This window comes from bacterium (assembly GCA_008933615.1).
Taxonomy (GTDB): domain Bacteria; phylum CLD3; class CLD3; order SB21; family SB21; genus SB21.
Window position 1 is genome coordinate 1 of sequence record WBUR01000074.1, and the last position, 4464, is coordinate 4464.

A 4464-nucleotide genomic window follows, 5' to 3' on the forward strand; every position below is an offset into this window, starting at 1 on the left:
CGTTTTTCGCAGAAGTTATACTGCGAACTCGGGTTTCACCGGCATTTTTATCAAGGCCGCGAATACCAAAGCATGAATCAAGTAAAATATTTGAAGACAACATGTCATATTGCAACAGCCTCGAAAAAGCCAGAAGGATTTCTAAAATCATCAACTCAGTTTTGCCGCATATTTGCACATTTACAATTGCAATATAGATCATGTAACATAACCGAGCGTTCGAATATTTTCAGAAACTACTATGTACAAAAATAGACATCTGTATGGCTTCATTGCCCTGAGCATTACGCTGAATAGCTGGTGTTTTGCTCAGGAAGTAACACGGACTATGTTGCTTGATAGTTTAAGACGCCAAGATGTTAGAATTCTCGAGCATTATGGAATGGATACTCTCTCGACTATTGGGAGTCGAATAAAATTGATTCCCGAAAAGTTGCTGGAGACTTTGATGCAAGAGGATGGCCGAAAAAACTACCGAGCATATATGCCCAATGAGAAAGAGATTGAACTTGTTGCTGAATATTTCAAATTATTACCTCCCTTCACGAAAAAACTTTTGCAGCAAAAACTTTTTGGAATCTACTTTGTCAATAATTACATAGCCAATGGAGGCGCTGATTTCGCAATAGACAGCAAAAATGATTTTTACTATTTTTTGATACTTAACACTAACACATTAAAGAAGTCATTTTCCGATCTTGTTACAAGCAAAGACAGATCAAACTTTGTTGACGATTCAACAGGACGAACATTGGCCCTAAATTGCGGAGATAAATATTTCGGCTTGCTATATATCTTGCTACATGAATCTGCACACATGGTGGATTATGAAATACAGGTTACTCCATATCTGTTTAAGGAATTCAAATTATTAAAGGGTATCGACTTCGAAAGCACTGCATTTACCCGGAACTTCTGGGAAACACTTTGGACGCCTAAGAAAGAATATAAGTATCCATTGTGGGACATGAAAAGCGTTTACGGTTTAGGTGGTGGAGCCAAAATTAAGTTATCCCAAGCGGAGGAGTTCTATGATCAACTCTCAAAGAGTCCCTTTTGTACACTCTATGCATCATTCAATTGGGGTGACGATTTTGCAGAACTTTCAACGTTTTATCATCTGACCGAAAAATTGGGACAACCATTTGAGATTCAGGTATTCAAGAATGATGAAGTGATTTATAGATACAACCCGATGGCGAATAAGCAGGTAACCGACCGTATTAAGTATTTGGATTTCTTATATTCTCATGAGAGCAAATAGGATGACGTTTTTACGTATCATAGCAGGTCATTTCAATTTAAATCGAAGTGTCCGACAGTAATGCAAAATTCCATCACATCAAACTTTGTGGAGTATTCATGACACGACTCACCCTTTTCTGTTTATTACTGATTTTTAGTATGCACAGGGCTTATAGCCAGGACAATTCTTATCAGGACGATTATTATAACGGTTTGATCACCAAGGCTGAGAAAAAAGCATCCGAAGACGGGCGGAATGTGCTTGAAACAGGCCGCACCATGACGCTAAAAAATAAGGAAATTTTACCCGGAAGCTGCTGGGATTATGCCAACGCCGTTTATGACCGGGCGGGATATTCATGGGGAAAACGTGAAGACGTATTCAAGAGCGCCAAAACAGGCCCGTACGCAGACGTAAGTAAGATCAAGTACGGAGACTGGCTGTATTACGTGAATCATTCCTATAATAATATTGAACACAGCGCAATATTCATAGAATGGATTGACATTGAAAATAAACTCGCCCTCATGCTGAGTTACGGAGGAGAAAGCCGCCGTGAGCCGGCGCGTTATATTCCCTACGATCTCTCCAGCGTGTACGGAATTACACGCGCGAACTCCGAACTCGGGGCAGGTAAAGCAACTGAAAAAACGAAAACCACAGGTACCGCTTCAGCCGTTGCATCCAACGTAAACAAATCTTCCACAACATCGACGACGACTGCGAACAAAACAATGGCAACGCCTTCCGAGTCTGTTTCCGGAGGCACGGTGAACGGGATGAAAGTTGAATCGCTCAAGTTCGGCGTCGGTGTTGATAAAATGGAGATCGTAGGCGAAGGAGTTTCTTTTTCCGGATCGGCCGGCAAAGTATATTGCTGGATGAGAATTTCAGGCGGGATGGGAAAAACCGTTAAAGTGAAATGGTATCTGAATGGCAATGCAATTGGAGAAACGCCGCTTGACATCCGATCCAGCCCCATGCGCACGTATGCTTATCGAACTGTCACCGGAAGAAAAGGCAATTGGAAAATCGAGATACTCGATCCTTCCGGAGCGATTCTTCATTCTGCCGGGTTTACTGTGAACTAAAAGAAAAAATAATGCTATGACTCAAATTTTTTCCGTGATCGCTCCGCTGTTTCTCATCATTCTTGCAGGCGCCGTATTGCAGCGATCCAGGACCATCGGAGATAATTGGTCCGCCGTGTTAAATGAGTATGCATTAAAAGTCGGATTTCCCGTACTGATCTTCACGTCTTTGCTTAAAACGCCGCTTTCCTGGTCTGAACATGCGCCATTGATCGCCGTGAATTCGATATTTATTTTGGCCGGTTTTCTCATCGCATTCGTCGCCGGAAAAATACTACGGCTGGAAATCCAGATGATCCGAACGTTGTATCTCTGCCTCGTCTTTGGCAACGTCGCTTATTTGGGAATCCCCGTTCTGGTGCAAGTTTGGGGGGATGAAATTCTTCCGACGGCCAGTGTGATCGTTGCGGTCTATTTGTTCTGGATATTTACCGTCGGAATCGGCTTTCTGGATTTCACACGGCAGGAAAACAGACAAGACATTATGAAAGACGTTTTGAGAAATCTTCTGAAGAACCCGCTTTTGTTATCCGTATTTCTTGGGTTTGCTGTGGCCGGGCTGGGAATAAGATTTCCGGACATGATCATGACCTCACTGAATATGATCACGGCGTCGGTCACGCCCGTCGTTCTCATCGTGATCGGACTGTTTATCGGTAAATCGAATTTAGGAAAACTCTCTGAGTGGACGCCCGTTTTTATTTTTTCATGCGTCACGCTGGCCGTGATGCCGGCTATTTTTTATTTCGCAATAAAATTAACAGGACACTCGCCGAACCAATTTTCGTCATCGATCACTGAGGCGGCCATGCCCGTCGCCATCACGCCTTTTGCATTGGCTGATATGTACGGATTAAATAAAGAGTTCATCGCCCGTTCCATTGTATTGAGTACGATTCTATCTGTTATTTCGCTTCCATTTTGGATTTCGATTCTGTAAAAGATCATTCGCCCGCAATTATTATTAACGAAAAGAACTATAAACAAACCGTAAAGGAACCCATGAACACCGTTAAACTGATCTTAATTCTCGCGATGAGTACGACGCTGTTTGCGCAAGGCAAAACGAGCGTTGGCCGCGAGAAGGCAAAAATCGGAATTGTCGCATTCGATGCCGTAAAAATTACCAATCAATATAGCGGCGGCGCATTAACCAACAATTCCAATGGAGGTTCTTCCTGGAATTCCTCCGCAGACTCTCCGTTTGCTGATCCGGCCGCAGTAACTGCTTTTGCGGAAGCGGCGACACAGCGTGCGGTAGAAGCGTTCGTGAAGATAGGACGTTTTACTATTCTTGACCGTACGGCTATGGAAAAGATCATGTCGGAGCAGAATTTTCAACTTACGGATGATGTGGATGCGGGCTCCGTTACAAATATCGGAGCGCTTCTGGGCGCACAATATCTTGTCAGCGGCCAGATCCAGTCGGTCAGCACCAATCCGGCCTTTAATAAAGAAACTAATGAAAAGGTCGGTTATTACGGTTCCGTCGACATGCAGGTTACGATCCTGGATGTGTCAACCGGACAGGTCATGCAATCCAAACATTTTAAAGGCGCCACCAACGAATTTCTGGAGCGGCACGAATCGACTCCTGAAAGAGCGGTGAATGTAGGATTGGATCAATGCGCGGACGAATTAAAAAAATGGCTCCGCACCGCTTTTCCCGTCGAAGGAACGGTCTATGAAATCCTTAAGCAAAAAAAGAAGGAAGCGCTAACGGTCAGCATCACCTGCGGCAGTGATATCGGCGTGAGGAAAGATGATAAATTCAGGGTCTATTCCGTCAAAGAGATTCCGCATCCGACGGAGGAGGGCAAAACATTTCTTAAAACAACCGATGTTGGAATTGTGGTCGTCAAAAAAGTCGAAACGGACGGCGTGTTCTCTACCTGCGAAGTAGATAAGGGCGGACAAAATATCATGGAGAGAATGGCCGCGGGCGAAAAATTAAGAGTCGTGTCAATGAAGAAATAGCCCCGACAATTAGCTGCACAAAATAATTACTTTGCTTATAAAGCCCTGCATGCTGAATGCAGGGTTTTTTTGCTATGCAGAATTTGTCCGGCTTTGTTCGAGGTAGTTGTCATTCTATAAGAATCTTTTTGAAGGATTGAAGACACGGCA

The 4464-nt window shown here is 43.7% G+C and carries 4 protein-coding genes; all 4 read left to right on the forward strand.

Features of this window, described 5'->3' with window-relative positions:
• Window positions 1-241: 241 nt before the first annotated feature.
• Window positions 242-1264: a hypothetical protein gene (locus tag F9K33_16275; protein ID KAB2877511.1), complete on the forward strand. Its 1023-nt coding sequence runs from the start codon at window positions 242-244 to the stop codon at window positions 1262-1264.
• A gap of 98 nt (window positions 1265-1362) precedes the next feature.
• Window positions 1363-2337 carry a DUF2914 domain-containing protein gene (locus F9K33_16280; protein KAB2877512.1) on the forward strand — a complete coding sequence of 325 codons (975 nt, stop codon included), beginning with the start codon at window positions 1363-1365 and terminating at the stop codon, window positions 2335-2337.
• A 16-nt stretch (window positions 2338-2353) separates the two neighbouring features.
• The gene (locus F9K33_16285) at window positions 2354-3277 is read left to right on the forward strand and encodes an AEC family transporter (GenBank protein KAB2877513.1); all 924 of its coding nucleotides are present in this window, start codon (window positions 2354-2356) and stop codon (window positions 3275-3277) included.
• A 62-nt stretch (window positions 3278-3339) separates the two neighbouring features.
• On the forward strand, window positions 3340-4314 hold the full coding sequence (locus tag F9K33_16290; protein ID KAB2877514.1) for a hypothetical protein: 975 nt from the start codon (window positions 3340-3342) through the stop codon (window positions 4312-4314).
• The last annotated feature ends 150 nt before the right edge of the window (window positions 4315-4464 follow it).

Coding starts and splice junctions, on each gene's coding strand:
- F9K33_16285 (KAB2877513.1), top strand. CDS start 2,354: ATGACTCAAATTTTTTCCGTGATCGCTCCGCTGTTTCTCATCATTCTT.
- F9K33_16280 (KAB2877512.1), top strand. CDS start 1,363: ATGACACGACTCACCCTTTTCTGTTTATTACTGATTTTTAGTATGCAC.
- F9K33_16290 (KAB2877514.1), top strand. CDS start 3,340: ATGAACACCGTTAAACTGATCTTAATTCTCGCGATGAGTACGACGCTG.
- F9K33_16275 (KAB2877511.1), top strand. CDS start 242: ATGTACAAAAATAGACATCTGTATGGCTTCATTGCCCTGAGCATTACG.